Origin of the sequence: Fusibacter sp. A1, assembly GCF_004125825.1 — a bacterium.
GTDB lineage: Bacteria > Bacillota > Clostridia > Peptostreptococcales > Acidaminobacteraceae > QQWI01.
On sequence record NZ_QQWI01000016.1, the window covers coordinates 1 to 17,432 of the forward strand.

11 protein-coding genes are annotated in these 17,432 nt (G+C 45.8%); 1 reads left to right on the top strand and 10 read right to left on the bottom strand.

Annotated features, from left to right (window positions below; translation table 11 throughout):
• Positions 1–133 precede the first annotated feature (133 nt).
• From DWB64_RS17520 to DWB64_RS17550, 7 genes are all read right to left on the bottom strand, one after another.
• Positions 134–916: a 3'(2'),5'-bisphosphate nucleotidase CysQ gene (locus tag DWB64_RS17520; protein ID WP_164980477.1), complete on the bottom strand. Its 783-nt coding sequence runs from the start codon at positions 914–916 to the stop codon at positions 134–136.
• 2 nt (positions 917–918) lie between these two features.
• Positions 919–4,362 (bottom strand): helicase-exonuclease AddAB subunit AddA, encoded by a 3,444-nt coding sequence (gene addA / locus DWB64_RS17525; protein ID WP_164980478.1) that lies wholly within the window; start codon positions 4,360–4,362, stop codon positions 919–921.
• Positions 4,346–7,666, bottom strand: coding sequence for a PD-(D/E)XK nuclease family protein (locus DWB64_RS17530; protein ID WP_129489521.1), 3,321 nt, complete (start codon positions 7,664–7,666; stop codon positions 4,346–4,348). Before DWB64_RS17530 ends, addA begins: the two co-directional genes overlap by 17 nt.
• Before the next feature lie 2 nt (positions 7,667–7,668).
• Complete coding sequence (locus DWB64_RS17535) at positions 7,669–8,346, bottom strand: TIGR01906 family membrane protein (protein WP_129489522.1); 678 nt, start codon at positions 8,344–8,346, stop codon at positions 7,669–7,671.
• 110 nt (positions 8,347–8,456) lie between these two features.
• The gene (bcp, locus tag DWB64_RS17540; protein WP_129489523.1) at positions 8,457–8,918 is read right to left on the bottom strand and encodes a thioredoxin-dependent thiol peroxidase; all 462 of its coding nucleotides are present in this window, start codon (positions 8,916–8,918) and stop codon (positions 8,457–8,459) included.
• Positions 8,919–8,937: 19 nt separating this feature from the next.
• Entirely contained in the window at positions 8,938–9,888 is a 951-nt protein-coding gene (locus DWB64_RS17545) for an OmpA family protein (protein ID WP_129489524.1), read from the bottom strand.
• A gap of 11 nt (positions 9,889–9,899) precedes the next feature.
• Entirely contained in the window at positions 9,900–10,916 is a 1,017-nt protein-coding gene (locus DWB64_RS17550) for a MotA/TolQ/ExbB proton channel family protein (protein ID WP_129489525.1), read from the bottom strand.
• A 199-nt stretch (positions 10,917–11,115) separates the two neighbouring features.
• On the opposite strand from DWB64_RS17550, the gene pgsA reads away from it, so the two are divergent.
• Positions 11,116–11,652 carry a CDP-diacylglycerol--glycerol-3-phosphate 3-phosphatidyltransferase gene (pgsA, locus tag DWB64_RS17555; protein WP_129489526.1) on the top strand — a complete coding sequence of 179 codons (537 nt, stop codon included), beginning with the start codon at positions 11,116–11,118 and terminating at the stop codon, positions 11,650–11,652.
• A 25-nt stretch (positions 11,653–11,677) separates the two neighbouring features.
• Here the strand turns inward: pgsA and pulA are convergent, their stop codons facing one another.
• From pulA to glgA, 3 genes are read right to left on the bottom strand one after another with little or no spacing between them, the layout of a single operon-like run.
• Complete coding sequence (gene pulA, locus DWB64_RS17560) at positions 11,678–13,552, bottom strand: type I pullulanase (RefSeq protein WP_129489527.1); 1,875 nt, start codon at positions 13,550–13,552, stop codon at positions 11,678–11,680.
• A gap of 12 nt (positions 13,553–13,564) precedes the next feature.
• Positions 13,565–15,979 (bottom strand): glycogen/starch/alpha-glucan phosphorylase, encoded by a 2,415-nt coding sequence (locus tag DWB64_RS17565; protein WP_129489528.1) that lies wholly within the window; start codon positions 15,977–15,979, stop codon positions 13,565–13,567.
• Positions 15,980–15,987: 8 nt separating this feature from the next.
• Positions 15,988–17,421: a glycogen synthase GlgA gene (gene glgA, locus DWB64_RS17570; RefSeq protein WP_129489529.1), complete on the bottom strand. Its 1,434-nt coding sequence runs from the start codon at positions 17,419–17,421 to the stop codon at positions 15,988–15,990.
• Positions 17,422–17,432: the final 11 nt, after the last annotated feature.

Here is a 17,432-nt window from a genome sequence, read left to right on the forward strand (position 1 = left end):
GCCTCTTATGCGCGTCTCTTTGAACACATCGTTATAAGAGAGGGCGACCACAAGGGTGCGCTACTACGCGAGGTTTAGGTACAAAAAAAGACAAAGACCACTTTCGTGGACTTTGTCAACAGTCTCAGAACGCCTAAAGGCGTTCTTGTGCATCCAATATGTTTTTTTTGTTGTTCACGACATAAAATCCGATCCTATTGATGGTATCCTCGCGGTTGTACTCAAAGAGCGTTCCGTCCATCTGCCTGACAATACCGCCGGCTTCGTGTACGATCAGATCCATAGGCGCGGTATCCCATTCCGATGTCAATCCATATCTGAAGTAGCATTCGCCTTCGCCTTTGGCTATCAGGCAACCTTTGTAGCAGCTCCCCGCAGCGTGTACCGCTTCGATCAGATGACCGTATTTGATTTCGATGGCCTCATGCCTTCCCGACTTGTAGAATCGGCTTTTCAAAAGCCTCAGGTCCTCTATCCGTTCACTGACATGAATGCCTGTAGTAGTTCCGTCCTTATGCATGAAAGCGCCTTGACCTTTAAAGGCGTAATAGAACTCCTTTTTTACAGGAATGTAGATTGCTCCGAATACCGGGCGACGGTTTTCGATCAGGGCGATATTGATCGCAAACTCATCCGTTTTTCCGATAAAGTCTTTTGTACCGTCAAGGGGATCCACAAGCCATATTCTTGAGGCCTTCAACCTTTCTTTCGTATCCAGGGTCTCTTCAGAAAGAATAGGAATATCCTCAAGGAGCTTAAGCGCCGCCCTGATTAGCTTGTCGGATGCCTTATCGGCTACCGTTACCGGCGTGTCGTCCTCTTTGCTTGATATCTTCAAGTCTGTTTTATAATAACTCATGATGATCTCTGAGGCGTTTTCACATATTTCTCTGATCTGCTCCACTGTCCATTTCATTCTCATACCTCGATCCACTGGTTTAACGATAAGGCGTAAATCATCTTTTCTTTCACAGGATGACCAAGTACGCTTTCAATAGCCTGGGCATAGATGTCGATTTGCTCCTTGTATCTTTTTACCAAAACGCCGGCTTCTTGAACACGGTCGCTTTTGTAATCGATCAGCACGATACCGTCCTCTTCGAGGAACATGGCGTCGACAATCCCCTGTACAAGTGTTTTTTCTCCGTTCTCAAACTCTTTTTCAAAGACAAAGGGTTGTTCTTTCCATACTTTCAGCGCACTGATCATACGCTGATAGACAGAACTGTTCCTAAATTCCTCGACATGCTTCTCTTCGATCAGTTCCACCATCTCCTCAGTGAGGACGTTTCTTTTTAGGAGCAGTTCAAGTACGGATTTTACGGGTTGCCTGTCTAGTGGCATATGTTCCATGATCAGATGGTAGACATTACCTCTTTCTAGTGCTTCCTCTTGTGTTTCAAAATAATGCGTCAAGGCTGTGATTCGCGGTGTGAACACGTTCTCGCTCGACTTATTCTTAAGTTCTGTTACAGAAAGCTTGGCAGGCAATCCATAAGAGTGTCCATCGAAAGGCACCATTTCCACAGCATCCACTTGCTCAAGCGCCAAACTCGCATTACCGAGTACTTCTTTACGCGTATTGAACTGCTTTGTGAGCAGCTCCGCCATCGGAACAATGCTAGTGGACCATGTATTCCCCTCAAAGGACATTCGCCTATCTGTTACGAGGTCCTCAGGCACTTCTCCTGTATGCATCAATATGCTCATGAACCAGTCGATGAATCTCGTCTGATTCGACAGCACGTAGTCATCCGGCGTATCCTGCCATTTTTCCACTGCCTTTTCGAATTTATTGATTACCGCGCAGACTTCAAGCCTATAGACAGCCCTTGTCATAGCCACATATAGGATTCTAACCTCTTCAAGAATCGTCTCTCTCCTTAAAACATTCTTAAGATGTACAAAAGGAAGGGTATCCCTTTGAATATGCCTTACAGGATCGATCCATTTCGTCGTCAGTCCCGTCTCCTGATGAAAGACGAGTTTTGACCGTATGTCCATCATATTGAAGTTCTTCGACATGCCAGCAAGTATCACCACTGGAAACTCAAGCCCTTTGGATTTATGGATGCTCATCACCCTGATCGCCTGTACGACATCCGTATTGTTGGCTTTTCCACCGTAACTGACCTTAGCTTCCTTCATCTGATCAAGATAATCGACAAAATGATGGATTCCGCTTTGTCTTTCCGTTTCGAACTGCTCCGCTTTTTCTATCAGGACATCCAGATGCTGTTTTCTTTTTTCGCCATCCTCCAGACCATTTACAAAATGGTAGTAGCCTGTCTCTGTTAGCGCATACCAGAGAAACTCGCTGATGGTGGTCCTGCTTTCTGCGCGCAAGTTTTCAATCAGCCTGAGGAAGCTCACGACCTTGCCCCTTAAAAGCTCCTCTTCGCCAGCCTGTCCGTACTCGAAGAGTGTGTCGTAATAGGACTTGTTATTAATCGTTCGTATCCTCGCAAGCTCCTCGTCGCTAAAACCGCCTATCGAGGAGCGCATCACAGAAAGCAGCGGGATATCCTGGTGCGCGTTGTCGATGATCCTTAACAGGTTGATGACTGTGGCTACCTCGATGATGTCGAAGTAGCTGTCCTCCTCGTCAACGATCACAGGAATCCCGTATTTTGAAAGTTCGTCACGCAGCTGCTGGGCTTTGCCTTTTATGCTTCTCATCAGAATGACGATATCCGAAAGTCTGATCGAACGCTTGGATTTTAGCTCGGTATCGTAGATCATCTCACCTTGAAGCGCTTTGACTCTCTCTTTGATCAGGTGGGCTTCCATCTGGATGGCATCGACTGCGATAGAATCGGATTTTTCATCATAATGGGCCAGGTTGAGTCTGGGCTTGGCAGCCTCCATAAAGTCGGTCCGGCCTGGAATCAGCCGTCCATCCTCCTTGTAGGCTATTCCGCCGAATCCCTTGGTCAAAAGTGTATCGAATAGGGTATTTATCCCTATCAGCACGTCCTTATGCGACCTGAAATTCATGTTCAGATCGACCCTATGCCCCAGAGGATGGGAGGGATACTCGTCGAATTTCTCCAAGAACAGCCCGGGTTCAGCCATCCTGAAGCGGTAGATGCTCTGCTTCACATCTCCAACCAGAAACAGATTGTTGTCCCGTTTGATCAGTGAAGCGATTTCTTCCTGCACCCTGTTCGAATCCTGATACTCGTCAATGAAGATATAGTCGAACTTGTTTCTGTACATGTCTGCGACTTCTTTACTGTTTAGGACCTTGATCGCATATTGCTCCAAGTCGTTGAAATCGAGTAGGTTATCCTCGCGCTTGGCTATTTCATACTCCCTCGCAAAAGAGGATACAAGATCCACCAGGGTCTCAAGATGAGGCGCCATTTGATTCAAGTCTTCCATATATGCATCGAGCGACTTGGCAAAATAGTTCTCCTGCATCTTCTTGATCGCTTTCTTCACCCCGTCACGGCAGTTTTTCACCTTTGCGACGAGCTTGATATCCACAAGCTCCTTGTTGGCCTTTTTTATGGTCTTGAGCCGTACAAACGCAATCTGGTTGATCGCATCCGAAACCTGGTCATAGCTCTTATGAGAAAGGCCGTCCAGACAGCTGTCAATGGAATCCAAGTCGCTTGACAGGGTCTCTGAATAATCTTCAGGTCCACCGGGCTCTAGGCAGATGCCATGGGCGCTTTCCAGCTGTTTTCTAAACAGGGTCAGCGTTTCAAGCACGTTTTCCTTTATCGCCTTGACATAAGGTATCTCCTCAGCACTTTCGCCGCTTACCTTCAGTGTACCGACGCAAGCGTCGAGCCACTCTTCAGGGTAAGGGTGCGCTCTTGAAAAATCATAGATGCGTTTCACGAACTCTTTTAAAAGGTCGTCTGACCTATGGCTGGAATAGATGCCGAGCACACTCTCAAAGGCTTCATCCATCACTTCATAGGCATTGTCGAAGACAAGGTCCATGGCATCCTTTTGCTTCAGCTCCAAGACCTGCTGGTTTCCTATGATGAAATTCGGGTCGATATCCAGGTGAAAAAAGTTCTGCCTGATCACCTCTTTGCAAAAACTATGCAGCGTGGAGATATTGGCCTGCTGAATACTCTGAATCTGTTCGCTGATGAATTTCGCGTCTTCACTTCTTTCGCTCAAAAGCGACATCAGCCGTTTGGCGATACGCTCCCTCATCTCAGCCGCTGCGGCATTCGTAAAGGTAACGATTAAAAAGGAAGTGAGCGGTCTCTTGTTTTCAATCACCAGATTAAGGATACGTTCCACGAGAACCGCTGTTTTTCCTGAACCGGCCGAAGCAGACACCAAGATATTCAGATTTCGGGTATCAATTGCTTGAGCTTGTTCATTTGTCCATTTCACAATCGATGACTCCTTTCATTTCTTCCAGTGCGCTGCCTTTATCACGTTTAGGAATTCGTTTGAAGTCCTCATCGTGCTTCTTCTCATCAAATTGGCAGATACTCCTGAACTCGCACCAGTCACAAGCTGTTTTCTGGCTTTCCTTTACGGGCCTGATGCCGATTTCACCAGAATAGAGGGTAGTAGCGATCTCTTTCGCCTTTTCTTTTGCATAGTTCATCACAAGCTCAAGTTCGTCGGGTTCCAGTAGATGGTCCGCATCTCCTAGCTCGCCGCTGGCTTTCAGTTTTGCGTTGACGACCTTGGATTTCCCTGTCTCTTCGATGCTTCTGTCCGATTGAAGGATCAGATCCATATCTTTTATGCATACGCCATCCATTTTGAAAGCTTCTAAAAGTTGTTCCTTCAAGTCGGCGGGGTCGAAAATGACATCCGTTTCGATCATCGGTTCAGTGACCCTAAAGTAAAAGGCTCCAAAAGGGTTCGCCTGAGCACCTGTGATGACCTTGGCATGGCTTGTGGCCACATCAAGATAGAGCATCAGCTGCAGACTAAGTCCTTCATAGACATCGCCTAAATTAAGCTTTTGTTGTCCGGACTTGTAGTCGATGATTCTTAGGTAATCTCCCGTTTTGGTCTTCACGATATCCAGCCTGTCGATCTTGCCTTCAAGGAGAATTCTCTTTCCGTCCTCGGTTTCGAGCACAAGAGGAGGCGCATCGACTTCAAGTCCTACACCAAAACTCAGTTCATTCATCACATTGCTGAAATTCCCAAGATTGATCTGATCCGCAATGTGACCGATACCTTCTATAAGTACACCTTTAAGGCGCTTTGCATAATACTTGTTCTTGGGACTAAGTCCAAATCTCATTTTCTGATCAATGACCGATTCGAAAATCGACTCAAAAGCCTCTTTCCAATCTTCGTCGACAATGACCTCTTTGTTCAGCTTCTGAATGTGGTTCATCACCAGTTCGATCACTTCGTGGAAGAGGTCGCCGATATCAAGACTTGACAGCTCAGGCGTTTCCCTTGTGGTAGGTTTAAGCGCATACCTTGTAAAATGCTGAAACGGGCATCTTGAAAAGCTCTCAAGCCTCGTGACGCTCGTCTTCACGTAATCGCCATACAGGTTCCCGATCAGTTCTTCAGGAATTTTATGAGCCAAATTGTGATGGTGCATGCCTGCGAAAAATGCGTTTACAATGCGCAGGTAACGTTCTTCAGACAAGAGGCCCTTGACAGCTGCAAGCGCCTGAGTGTCGACCGTCTCACCTTTTTTAAGAAGCTTCAGCACCTTATTCACCAGCGGCAATGCCAAGCCATGTTCCCTAAGCGTCTCAATCGAAGTGTCAAAGCACCCGACAGGACCAGCTGATTTTTTTAGCTGTTCAAACCATAAGGAGGCTTTTGTCTCGACACCTTCCGACGAATGGGCGCTGTGGCTCCATGTAACGTGTTCTGTGGCTTTCAGTGTGTTCTCATAGGTCTTGAACACTTCTTCATCGAACTGGTAAAGTGTCGAACGCATCTTGGTGATTCCCTGGTCCACTAAAAAATGAATCTCCTCATCGTTGAAAAGTCCGGCACCATCCACCCTGCTCGGGATCACTCCGTCGTTGAGGCCGATGACATATAGCCTTTTCACCGCGCTGAGACGGGTTCGTTTGATGTTGCCGAAGGTCACAAAGTCTTGCTCTGGAGGAATGATTCCTATCTCATAGGACTCAAATCCAAGTTTGAGCAGATCGTAGAAGCCTCTAATCTCAAGCGAGCTGTTTTGACCCAGACTGTGTATCTGGTACAAGACATGGTCGATGATGTTATGGATCTGGGCTAGTTCCTCTGCTTCCTCGAATTTACGGGCTTCTCTTTTTTCATCGACATCCACAGCCAGCTTCTCAAACACCTTGAGTCTATGTAGATATCCTTTGAGTGCGAATACCATTTCAGAGGCATCGACAGCTGTTTTCAAGTCGTCCTTGAGGCTTATGAGGATGCCGATCGAGTTTTCCCTGATTGCCTCAAGCTCTAAGTTATCACAGTTCTCCCAAGTGCTCAGCCAGGCTCTTCCCCTGGTGCCTCTTGAAAGAACGTAGTTCTCCATTTCACATAGGTCGTCGTACGCGATATTGTAGAATCCTGTCTTTAATACCTTCATGACTTCTTTGGTGCTAAATCCTGTCATGATCGCACGAACGCTGGTTAAGACAAAATCAATCGCATAGTGGCTGAGTGCGGGTCTTTTCCTATCGATAAAACATGGGACACCGTATTGTTCAAAGATCCTTTTGGCGGTCGACTGATAACTGTTCAAATCGTTTGTAAGAATGGCCATCTCATGCCACTTGAGTTTGGATCCCTGAAAATGCTTGATCATGTCTATCACGACACCTTCAAGCTCCTCTTGCTTGTCCGTGGCTGTGATGAGGCTCTGTCCCGTTGACCCTACATGGGGCTGATAATCGAAAATATTCCTGAAGGCTTTGGCGCCCTCCGGGATATCGCTCACATCCCTTACCTCTGTGATGGTCAGCCCGTCTCCTGTAAAGCGTTTGACAAGTGTTTCGCGCAGCCGTTTCGGGTATCTGTTGGTGACACTCTCTGTGCGATCGTCCACTAGGCGCACCGTCAGATTTTCCACCTGATGTCCCAGCACACAAAGCAAATTGACTTCCTGGGAGGTCATGCTCGAAAAGCCTTCTACGACGATATTGACACCCTTATAGACCTCGTTCTGTTCAAGGTATTCCACCACTTTCTCCACAAGCGAGTCCTCATCCATCAGCTGTTCGTCAAAAGCGTTCAGATACGCTTCATAGACAAGTGCCAGCTCCTTCATTTTAAGCTTGAAAATTGGTTGGCTGTCGTCCATCATCTTGATGATGGCGTTTAAGAACTGCATGTTCACCGCATTCTGCCGTAGCTCAGCGACCGTATCCGCAAGGTCGTCCAGAAACCCTTTGACATGGTAGGACTTCTTATAGATGACCAGTTCGTCCTTGAGCTTGTCCAGGATATGCTTTAAGAGCATTTTCTTACCCAGTTCTGAAAGGGGTACGACCTCTTTTAGCCCCATCTGCTCTGAGACCCTATGGATCAGTCTTTTGAAACTAAGCACTTCAATATGAAACAAACCCTTGACATCAAGGGCTTTGAGCAAGTCTTTCTCCGCTTGCAAGGTATATTGCTCAGGAACGATCACAAGCGCTTTATCATTCACTGCATTCAGTAATTTTATGTTGGATAGGTCGTATTGGGTTTCGCCCAGTACAACCGTTGAGGTAATCAATTTGATCATATCTATTTCCTTTTATTTTCAACAAGGTGTCTTTTGACCTGTCCGGAAACCACAAACATCACGAGGTTCAGTGCGAAACTAAGGGCAAGAATCACGATGGCCATTTCCATGAAGAAGGACTCAGGAAGCATCTGAATCAGAACATCCGTGCGAGGATCCAAAAGCCATAAGTCGTTTGAAAAGAACAGTTCATGGAAGACTACAAAATACCTGCTGAAGTCCGAAGCGACTAGGATGCCGACAGCCGCGACAAGCACCACAGAACCGTATAGTCCGTAGTGCGAGAGTTTGACAAAATAGGTCGCCAGTTTTTTCTCCTTTGCCGAAGCGTAGGCCGCTGTAAGGAGTAGAATAAGATAGACGACACCTGCATACCTCAAGCCATCAAAAATTAGTTTGACGTCTTTCATATGTGCGATCTCGCGATCGCCGTAGATCATTTCGGTTTTTCCGTGTATTGTCACTTCATGATTCAAGGTCTTATACCTGCCGACCACATATCCTGACAACCTGTCGATCACCTCAGGCATGTCCTCTCTCGTGATTCCAGTGGCCTCATAAATATTGTTTTTTTCATATTGATAGGTGTAAAACCCTTTCGAACTCGCCATCAACAGCGTCATGACCATAATGACGACGACCGGGAAAAGCACCCAGCTCAAACCTTTTAAAACTCTCATCCCCTACCTCCTATTATCCTTCTATCTGTTCTTCCATTATACCTCAATCCACTTGAAAAACATTAAAATATAAGAGCTATTCTCAAGTTTCCTAAAGAATAGCCCTTTATCTAGCCTAGTGATTCAATTAGTTTTTCAATATGACCTTTCACACTTACTTTTCGATGAATTTGAAGCAGTTTTCCCTGCTCATCGATCACAAAGGTGGAACGCTCGGTTCCCATATACTCTTTGCCATAGTTTTTCTTGAGCACCCAGACTCCATAGGCTTCTTGTACTTTAAGTTCCTCGTCGCTCAGAAGCTCGAACGGCAGCTCATACTTTGCGATGAAGTTACCGTGCGATTTCAAACTGTCCTTTGAAACGCCAAGGATCACTACACCTGCCTTTTCAAAGACCTCGATATGGTCTCTAAAGTCACAGGCTTGGGTTGTGCACCCAGGGGTGTTGTCCTTCGGATAAAAGTATAGGATCACCTTTTTCCCTCTAAAGCTACTTAAAACGACTTCTTTACCGCTTGCCGCAGGCAAAGAAAAATCCGGTGCTAAATCACCTATTTGTAATGACGGCATCTCTTCCTCCTTTTCAACATTACTCTTCTGCGCTATCTATCATCTCTTGTGTTTCCTCTAAATATTCATCGATCACGTTTTGGACTTCAGAGTCCTTTATGACAATCGATATCTCAATACGCCTGTTTTTCGCGTATGCTTCCTCGCTAGTACCCGTATCAATGGGTCTGAACTCAGAATATGCGGAGGAAGCGAAGTATTTTCCGTACTCGCTCTCAAGCTCCCTATCTGTGGACAGCATATAATTTACAACAGCCCCCGAGCGGTTTGCCGATAGTGAACGGTTGTAATCCGCATCGGCTCTTTCATCGGTATGCCCCTGTATGATGATCGATTCGATGTTTAACCTGGTCGTTTCATCATCCAGTACGGATTTGAACGCTTCAGCCAGTTTGTTCAAGAGCTCCTTTCCGCTGGGCTTTACCACGGCCGAATTGAAATCGAAAACTAGACCCTCATTGATGATGATGTTTCCCGCATCGCTGATGGTCACTAGCGGCTGTCCCTGAGCGTTGGTTTTACCAAGTGCCGCCTCAACACTGTCTTTCACCTTTCCAAGTACATCCAATCTGAGTACCGCGATCCCTTGAAGCTTGGATCTTAACTCGCCAAGCTCCCGATTGCTTTCTGCAATGATTTGCCTTTGCTCATCTACTTCCTGTTCGGATAACTTAAGGGCGATCTGCCCGATCTCTATTTCAGCCATCGTATCTGCGAGTTCATCTTCTAAAAGTCTTAATTGATTCTCCGCCTGACTGATCTCCGCTCTTGAAGACTCCAGACGGTCTTGGGTATCCATGAGTTGCTTTCTCGAATACTCAAGGTTGTTTCCAGTAACGATATTTTGAATAAAGGCGATAATCACTAGAATGAAAAGTATGAGTACAAAAGTGGAGATCAGATCGGTGAAGGACGGCCAGAAGTTCTCTGCCGCTTCTTCAACGGTGAAGTTACGTCTTCTGCTCTTCATATCTACACCCCCTACTCATCTTTAGCTAGTTCTTTGAGTGTTTTTGTCAGGTCCTTGATCGAATCATAACCACTTGCCATCCTCTCGGTCTGATGCGTCATCTCTTGAGTAAAATCACTGAATCCAAGGCTCATCCTCTGCACGTTGTCTTTGAGGTGATGGTTGAACTCCCTAAAGTCCCTCGCACTTTCAGCAAAGACCTTAAGAGAAAGATCGAAGCTTGTGATAGTCTCCTGAAAAGCCTCTGCGGTAGCGGCCATTTCACCCGTCACCCCATACAGCCTGTCGACAAGCGTGTCTGTAAGAACCTTCATCGCCTCGACAGTGACCGTATCACCGCCGCCAAAACTTACCGCAGCACCCGAGAACGACGTTCCGCTGACGGTTCGGTACTCTCGTACATCTTTGAACACATCGTTATCCAGGTATTCCTCAAGATGAACCATAAGATTGACTCTTCGCTGCGAGGCGTTGAAGAAGAGGTTGAATAGTGTCATCACGATCGATGCGCTAATACCGAATAATGAAGTAACAAAAGCGACAGACATTCCGGACATCGCGCTGATAAGACTCTGAGTGATCGACGAATCGACCGACAGGGCATTACCGACATCCTTTGCGAGTAAGTTGACCAGTTGACCTATCGACATCGTCAGTCCGAAGAAGGTACCTACCAGTCCAAGGATGATCATCAGGCTCACCGACGTTTTGACATACCGCTCACCAAGCTGGGAGACTTTCATCTCCATATCGAAGTGTTTCTCGATAATCGCCTGGGTGTTCACTTCGCCGCTGTGTTCCTTGCCTGCCTTCAGATAGTCCGATGTGATGTTATTGAGAATCTTGTGTTCGAACAATCTTCCTTGTCTATTCTTCTCACTGCTCAGATCCCTTAACATCCTTCGGTAGCCAAGCACCACGAAAATATTGATTGTGAATGCCGCAATGAGTAATCCGACAATGATTATTACGATGGTCAGTCCTACTACATTTAAGTTTAAGATAGTGTCGATAAATTGTCTAAACATAGAAAATCCTCCTTGCTTAAATCATACCAGTAAGAGGCTCTTTTTAAACGCAATCATGTGGATTGTCAAATAACTTTAATAAATTGACGCACATAAAATTGAGTAACAGATCGACATGTAAAATGATATAATGGAGATGGAAGGTAATTTTTGACTCTTATGGACTACTAATTGAAGAACCAATGGAAAAGGAGCCATTATGCTAAAACACATTCCCAACTTGCTGACCGTTTTTAGAATGTTACTCGTACCTATATTTGCCTATGTTTATTTTTCAGAGCTTGCAAACGCGCAGTACCTCGCCCTCATTATCTTTATTATCGCAAGCGCAACAGACATTCTCGACGGGTATTTGGCAAGAAAATACGATCTTATCACCGCTGTTGGAACCGTTCTAGATCCCCTCGCCGACAAACTGATGCTACTGACAGTGCTTACTTGCTTGTGGCTTACAGACAAGGTGCATGTAATTGTCATTATCATTATTCTTTCCAAGGAACTATTCCTGATTGTCAGCGGAGTACTGCTTTACCTAAAACGTGAGAAGACCGTTATTCCCTCAAATATCTTGGGTAAGATAGCGACAGTCCTGTTTTCACTTACCATCGTGCTGATACTGCTCAATATCCCGAGAGTCTTAGGTGATATGCTTATCATCTCCGCACTTTTGATGAAGTTCATCGCGATACTCAGTTACATCAAGATCTATAACAAGAACCATAGAAAAACCGTCTGAAATTTGATTATTTCAGACGGTTTTTTTAAAATTTGAATGTCGAATGGGAGTGATGGTTCGACCAGACGACAAGTGTTTGAAAAGGCTCCAGTTTGATTCTTCGACCTTGCAAGTACTTGTCGATCGCCAGTCCATCAGGGTCAAACGTCTGACCGTCGTAAACAATCCTGCATTCACGTCTGAGCACAAGCCTCGACAGATGTTCATGATGGTTAGGATTGATCACGATCAATGCATTTTTAAACGCGTGATTCCTCAAAGTGATCCTATACGCGACCACATTCTTCGTATGCTGAAGCACGACTCTTTCCCTGATGTCCTTCTCGTTGAACTCCTCGAAGCATCGCAAGTTCTTCCTAATTGCAATCAGCGTTTTCACATGCTGATATAAGTCTTGATGGCAGTTCACCATGCCCCAGTCCATCGCATTCACAGCATCGCTGCTTCGATAGGAATTGTGGTCCATATGCTTCGTCCGCATAAACTCGGTACCCGACTGGATAAAGGGTATGCCAAAGGCAAGCAGGATCAGTGAAAACGACATCTTGGTCGCTTTTTTCACCTTATCGTCATCCCACATGGTCGAGTATTTGAGCTTATCGTAGAGTATCAGATTATCATGCGCACTCACATAGTTCACAGACTCCCAAGGCTCTTTGGCAAAACCGACATGGTGCTCTGAAAAATGAATCGATCCCAAGAGTCCTGTTTTCACATCATGCATCTTGGCTTTGTACCCCTGGATGAAACCGTGATCCTTTCCATCGCTGTCACCCTTCAAGGCGCTTCTGTAATCGTCATTGAAAAACGCGATGGACAAATCCCTCTGCTTGCCCTTGACCATCATCTTCTCACCAGGAAGAATGGTTCCTCCACCTGTCCACGGCTCGCCGTAGAGTATGGCGTTCGGATTGATCGACCGCACTTCCTTTTCTATCATTTTAGCCGTTTCAACGTCCATCAGCCCCATAAGGTCAAATCTGAATCCGTCGATATGGAAGGTGTTCATCCAGTAGATCATGCTGTCGATAATCAGCTGTCTTGTCATCGCATGCTCCGTCTTCAGTTCGTTACCGCATCCTGACCCGTTGGAATAGCTCCCATCGGATAAATGCCTGTAATAGGTGAACGGGGCCAATACGGCAAGAGGATTCTCCCCTCCCCTGTACGTGTGGTTATACACCACATCCAGCACCACAGCCAATCCGTTGTCATGGAGTTTCTTCACCATGGTCTTTAGCTCTCTTATCCGACATAGGGGATCCTCCGGATCGGTGGAGTAGGATCCTTCCGGAACGAAATACTGTTCAGGATCGTAACCCCAGTTGTATGCAGTCGGGTCGCTTTCATCTATGGACAAGAAATCCTGAAGCGGTAGAAAATGAACATGCGTGATTCCTAAATCCTTGAGATAGTCGATTCCATAAGGTAAATGGTCGACCTTTTCAACCACACCCAGATACTTCCCTGGATGTTTGAGTTTTAGGTTAGGGTCCATTGTAAAGTCTCGAATGTGCATTTCATACAAGACCGCTTCCTGCATGCTGACCTTGACGAACTCATCCTGTTCAAAACCTTCGACCTCAGTCATCGCTAGGTCGATTACCACACTTCGCTTGCTGTTGGCGCTTGATGCATATCCGAAAGGATCTGTGGCGATAAACCTGTTTTTTCCTCTGACGACCTGATACATGTAATAGGTATTGTGCAGATCTCCGTCTACAGTGAGTTCCCACTCGTTATCACCTACCGCTTCCATCGCCAGGCTTTTATGACGATAGGAATGCGCATTGGAATAAAGGAGAATATTTACCGCCTCACATTTAGATGCGTATACCCTGAACCTTGTATTTGTTTTCTCATATCTGTAGCCGAATTTCTTTGACTGATAGGTAGACATCCCATCACCACCTTAAAGTTTCCATATTTGCTGTGCATACTCCTTGATTGTGTAATCACTTGAGAAGATGCCCGATTTTGCGATATTGGTAAGCGTCATGCGGTTCCATTTTTTCGCATCCCTGAAGTCGTTGCTCAGTCTTTCCTGGGCTCTTACATAGGCGTCAAAATCCTTCAGCACCAAAAACTCGTCATTCTGTTTAAGTAGCGAGTCCACAATCGTCGAAAACTCGTCTCTTGGAACAGAATCAAAAAATCCATTTGTAAGTTGGTCCAAAATCCTTCTAAGTTCACTATGATAGTCATACACGGACTGTGCGCTATAGGTGCGCTCATGATGCAACTGATACACCTCATCTGAATTGAGACCGAAAATATAGATATTGTCATCGCCTACAGCATCTCTGATTTCGACATTCGCTCCATCAAGCGTACCGATCGTCACAGCTCCGTTCATCATAAACTTCATGTTACCTGTTCCAGACGCCTCCTTGGAAGCCGTAGAGATCTGTTCGCTGACATCCGCAGCAGGTATCATGCGCTCGGCTAGAGACACTCCGTAATTTTCTAGGAAGACTACCTTGATGATGTCCCTCACAACAGGCGTGCTCTCAATCTTATCAGATAAGGTATGGATCAGTTTAATGATCTGCTTTGCGATATGATAACCTGGTGCGGCCTTAGCTCCAAAAACAAAAGTTCTTGGCACCACATCAATTCCTGGATTATCGATCACCTTATTGTAAAGGTACATGATATGAAGTATGTTCATCAGCTGGCGTTTATACTCGTGCAGCCGTTTAGCCTGCATGTCGAAGATCGAATACGGATCGACGGTCAGATTGTTCTTTTCCTTGATATAGGATGCCAATTTGATTTTATTGGCGAGTTTTATTTTTTCAAGACCTTCCAAAAAAACGTCATCTTTTTCAAATTTCATCAGCTGGTCCATGATCACCGGTTCGTACTGCCATCTTTCACCAATTGCCTCGGTGATGTACTGCGATAACGGTCGGTTGCAATGCATCAGCCACCTTCTGTGTGTGATGCCGTTGGTTTTATTGTTGAACTTGAAGGGATATATCTTGTAAAAGTCGTTCAATTCCCTATGCTTGAGAATTTCTGTGTGAAGCTTGGCGACGCCGTTCACACTATTGCTCGCTACGATGCAAAGATTGGCCATGTGGATGGTATCGTGCTGAATGATCCTCATCCGGTCCACCATGACGCTGTCAAGGTGGTATTTATGGACCATCTCATCTACAAACCTGCGGTTGATCTCATCAATGATCATCGCGATACGCGGCAGCAACTCATACATCAGATTGACCGGCCATTTTTCAAGCGCTTCGGACATGATGGTATGGTTGGTATAGGATACCGTCTTTTGCGTCAGCAGCCATGCCTCATCCCATCCCAACTGATGGTCATCCATCAGTAGGCGCATCAGTTCGGGTATGATCAGAGACGGATGCGTATCATTGATATGGATCGCGATATGGTTGCTTAGGTCATGAATCGACCTGTCCCCCTTTTTGTAGGTCCTCAGCAGACTTTGTATGCCTGCAGAAACCAAGAAGTACTCCTGCTTTAGCCTCAATACGCGTCCTTCATAATAGTTATCATTCGGGTACAACACTTGCGAAATCGCCTCAGCAGTGTGTTTTTGGGCAAATGCCTTTAAGTAATCCCCTTCGCTGAAGGAGAAATAATCGAACTCATTCTGCACGGCCTCTGCGGCAAACAGACGCAGGTTGTTGATGCGATCATTTCTATAACCTAAGACCGGGGTATCATAAGGCACGGCTCTAATTTTTTCGGTGTTGATATGCTTGAACCTCAAATGACCATTCTCTTCATAGCTTTCGAGCTGCCCTCCGAATTCGACGACAACCGCCCTATCCGGTTTGTTGATTTCCCATACGTTGCGGTTCGATAGCCAGCGGTCCGGAAACTCTACCTGATAGCCATTTACAATCTTTTGTTCGAACAGACCGTAATTGTACCGGATTCCGCACCCGTGTCCCGCGTAACCAGTGGAAGCTAGCGAATCCAAAAAGCAGGCTGCAAGCCTTCCGAGTCCGCCGTTCCCAAGTCCTGGATCCTTTTCGATGGCGTAGATCTCCTCATAGTCATAACCAAGTTCCTTCATCGATTCTTCAACGAGTTCCTTCATATCGAGATATTCCAGATTCTTTCCTAGATACCGTCCTGTAAGAAATTCCATTGAAAAATAATACACTTGCTTTTCACCGGTATTCATATAGATTCTGTTCTGATTCACCCAGTCTTCTGTGATGATGTCTCTGATCATGATGCCAAGGGTGTAGTACTTGTCCCAGTTGGTCGTCTCATCAGGTGATTTTCCCGTCAACGACTTCAACCGGCTGATGTATAACTTTTTAAACTCCTCACGAGTGAATTTCATATTTCACCTCATTTCAGCAATGTTTCATATAATTCGATATATTTATCTGCAGAGACGTCCCAACTCAGATCTTTCGACATCGCTCTTTTTACCATTGCCTTCCATTTCGGCTTATCTTCATAGACAGACAATGCTTCTTTGATCGTGAACAGCATCTCATGAGCATTTGCGTTCAGGAATCCAAATCCAGACCCTGTGTCATCATATTTGTTAAAGGGATCGATGGTGTCCATCAATCCTCCGGTTTGACGAACTACGGGAATCGCACCATATCGCATGGCGATCATCTGGCCTATTCCGCAGGGCTCGACAAGGGACGGCATCAAGAAGAGGTCTGCGCTCGCATAAATCCTTGAAGCCATCGTGTTGTCGAAATAGATGTTCGCAGACATCATTTCAGGATGATAGCTGTCGATACTCTTAAGGGCGTCCTCGTACTTCTTGTCACCTGTTCCAAGAACGACGACCTGCATGGGAATCTGCATCAGTTCCTCTACCACATGAAGCAGCAGGTCGATCCCTTTCTGCTCGACAAGCCGCGTGACCATCCCGATCATCGGGATATCCGGATCGCACTTAAGTCTTAACAGCCTTTGAAGCATCATCTTGTTCTTTCGCTTCATTTCAACCGCATTCTCCATGTCATACTGTTCAAAGATCACCTTGTCCTCAGAAGGATTGTATTGTCCGTAATCCAACCCGTTGATAATTCCGCTCATCTTATGGTTGATGGCGCCTATGGTGTTCTCCAGCTGTTCTCCGTAGTAGGGATATCTGATTTCATTCGCATAGGTCTTACTGACGGTCGTAACCGCATCCGCATAGACAAGCCCCGCTTTCATGAAATTTAAATTTCCGTTGAACTCCAATCCCTCGTAGGTCAGGTAGCTGTCGTCGATACCGTAAAAGTCCGAAAGCAGATTGATTGGAAAAATCCCCTGATACTTAAGATTATGTATCGTGAAAACGGTTTTGACACCGCCTATCTCGGTATCCTTGTACATGGGGTCTTTCACCAGCAGCGCGATAGGTGCAGTGTGCCAGTCGTTGACATGGATGATGTCAGGCACGAAAATATCCGCGCATACGGTATCTAGGACCGCTTTCGAGTAAAAGGCGAACCTTTCACCATCGTCGTAATAGCCATAGAAACCATCACGCTTAAAGTAGTATTCATTGTCGATGAAATAATAGGTCAATCCATTGTACTCCTGCATGAATACGCCTGCGTACTGATGACGCCAGTTCATCTGCACATCGTATGATTTGATGAATTCAAGTTCATCCGCGTATTCCGTTTTGATTCCTTTGTATTTGGGCATGACAATCCTGACGTCATGACCTGCTTTTGTTAGCGCTTTCGGGAGCGAATATGCGACATCTGCAAGACCACCGGTTTTAGCAAAAGGCACCGCTTCTGATGCAACGAACAATATCTTCATTCCAATACCTC